The sequence below is a fragment of the Nostoc sp. TCL240-02 genome (assembly GCF_013343235.1).
Lineage (GTDB): Bacteria > Cyanobacteriota > Cyanobacteriia > Cyanobacteriales > Nostocaceae > Nostoc.
In genome coordinates this window covers 1-2,500 of the sequence record NZ_CP040094.1, presented here as the reverse complement: position 1 = coordinate 2,500, position 2,500 = coordinate 1, and the positions used below count along the sequence as shown (strand labels likewise).

Annotated in this window: 2 tRNA genes and 2 rRNA genes (1 of these 4 cut by a window edge); all 4 read right to left on the bottom strand. The window is 49.4% G+C overall.

Features of this window, described 5'->3' with window-relative positions:
- Nucleotides 1–168, bottom strand: a 23S ribosomal RNA gene (locus tag FBB35_RS00020); it reaches 2,722 nt to the left of the window's first position.
- 247 nt (nt 169–415) lie between these two features.
- A tRNA-Ala gene (locus FBB35_RS00015) sits at nt 416–488 on the bottom strand.
- Between the two features lie 93 nt (nt 489–581).
- Nucleotides 582–657, bottom strand: a tRNA-Ile gene (locus FBB35_RS00010).
- A gap of 130 nt (nt 658–787) precedes the next feature.
- A 16S ribosomal RNA gene (locus tag FBB35_RS00005) occupies nt 788–2,279 on the bottom strand.
- The 16S and 23S rRNA genes sit together here with 2 tRNA genes alongside, the layout of an rRNA operon.
- Nucleotides 2,280–2,500 lie beyond the last annotated feature (221 nt).

The following is a 2,500-nucleotide window of genomic DNA, read 5'->3' as shown; positions in this document are numbered from 1 at the left end:
TGGCTCTCTCCTGCCTATATATTCAGCAGGTAGTATATAGGGTTGCCCCATTCGGAAATCTCCGGCTCAATGTTTGCTTCCAACTCCCCGGAGCATATCGTCGGTAACCACGTCCTTCGTCGCCTCTGTGTGCCTAGGTATCCACCGTTAGCCCTTATTAGCTTGACCACTCAATTCATTTGGTGTTTCACAATTTGCATTCACAAATAGTTAGTTCTGCTTACCCCCTGACTTCGCACTGACTTTAATCAGCACTCTAACCCGAGGCACTCAGTACTCTCAATGTCTGTGTCTGCCTGCTAATTTCGCGTTTCTATGCAGTTTTCAAGGTTCTGGCTGAGATTCAACTCAGCAGTCTGACACGAGTGTCATGTTGCTGAACTCTCACTCTTTTTTCAATGGCAATCGCCACAGGTGGAGGTTAGCGGACTCGAACCGCTGACATCCTGCTTGCAAAGCAGGCGCTCTACCAACTGAGCTAAACCCCCAGATACAATTAAAAATTAAAAATTGATAATTAAAAATTAAAGAAGTTATCTGAAATTTTTAATTTTTAATTTTACATCTTTAATTGATTCAGGTGAGGGCATCCTGGACTCGAACCAGGGACCTCACCCTTATCAGGGGTGCGCTCTAACCACCTGAGCTAATAGCCCCTAAACGAACCAAATCATAGTTTGAAAGCTTTTTATATTTTGCTCATGTCTGCGACCGACCTAAGGAATGACCAACTTACTATCTATTTAACTGTATGTTTTTCGATATGTAAGGGGTGTAGGTCTCCCTAAAAGGAGGTGATCCAGCCACACCTTCCGGTACGGCTACCTTGTTACGACTTCACCCCAGTCACCAGTCCTGCCTTAGGCATCCTCCTCCACGAATGGTTGGAGTAATGACTTCGGGCACTACCAGCTTCCATGGTGTGACGGGCGGTGTGTACAAGCCCGGGAACGAATTCACTGCAGTATGCTGACCTGCAATTACTAGCGATTCCTCCTTCACGCAGGCGAGTTGCAGCCTGCGATCTGAACTGAGCTCCGGTTTACGGGATTTGCTTGCATTCGCATGCTTGCTGCCCTCTGTCCGGAGCATTGTAGTACGTGTGTAGCCCAAGGCGTAAGGGGCATGCTGACTTGACGTCATCCCCACCTTCCTCCGGTTTGTCACCGGCAGTCTCTCTAGAGTGCCCAACTTAATGCTGGCAACTAAAAACGAGGGTTGCGCTCGTTGCGGGACTTAACCCAACATCTCACGACACGAGCTGACGACAGCCATGCACCACCTGTGTTCGCGCTCCCGAAGGCACTCTTCCCTTTCAAGAAGATTCGCGACATGTCAAGCCTTGGTAAGGTTCTTCGCGTTGCATCGAATTAAACCACATACTCCACCGCTTGTGCGGGCCCCCCGTCAATTCCTTTGAGTTTCACCGTTGCTTAAGCGTACTCCCCAGGCGGGATACTTAACGCGTTAGCTACGGCACGGCTCGGGTCGATACAAGCCACGCCTAGTATCCATCGTTTACGGCTAGGACTACTGGGGTATCTAATCCCATTCGCTCCCCTAGCTTTCGTCCCTCAGTGTCAGTTACGCCTAGCAGAGCGCCTTCGCCACCTATGTGTTCTTCCTGATCTCTACGCATTTCACCGCTACACCAGGAATTCCCTCTGCCCCGAACGTACTCTAGCTATGTAGTTTCCACTGCTCTTATCTAGTTGAGCTAGACTCTTTAACAGCAGACTTACATTGCCACCTGCGGACGCTTTACGCCCAATCATTCCGGATAACGCTTGCATCCTCCGTATTACCGCGGCTGCTGGCACGGAGTTAGCCGATGCTTATTCCTCAGGTACCGTCATTGTGTTCTTCCCTGAGAAAAGAGGTTTACGACCCAAGAGCCTTCCTCCCTCACGCGGTATTGCTCCGTCAGGCTTTCGCCCATTGCGGAAAATTCCCCACTGCTGCCTCCCGTAGGAGTCTGGGCCGTGTCTCAGTCCCAGTGTGGCTGATCGTCCTCTCAGACCAGCTACTGATCGTCGCCTTGGGAGTCCATTACACTTCCAACTAGCTAATCAGACGCGAGCTCATCTCTAGGCAGTTAACCTTTCACCTCTCGGCACATCCGGTATTAGCCACCGTTTCCAGTGGTTGTCCCAGACCTAGAGCCAGATTCTCACGCGTTACTCACCCGTCCGCCACTGTGTCCGAAGACACCGTTCGACTTGCATGTGTTAAGCATACCGCCAGCGTTCATCCTGAGCCAGGATCAAACTCTCCGTTTTGAAGTGTTTGCTTTATTAGCTCAATACTCAGCTGCTCTTTTTTAACTTCAGCTTAGTTATTTTTATTTGCTTGACGCAATACACTTGCTGTATAATCGCTTTCAAACTATAATATTTTCAAGGTTCGGTATCCCTTGTCGCGGTCGCTTTTAAGCTCTCCGCTTCAGGCACTTATTCAATATAGCGAACACACCCCCTTGTGTCAACTATTTTCTCCAAAA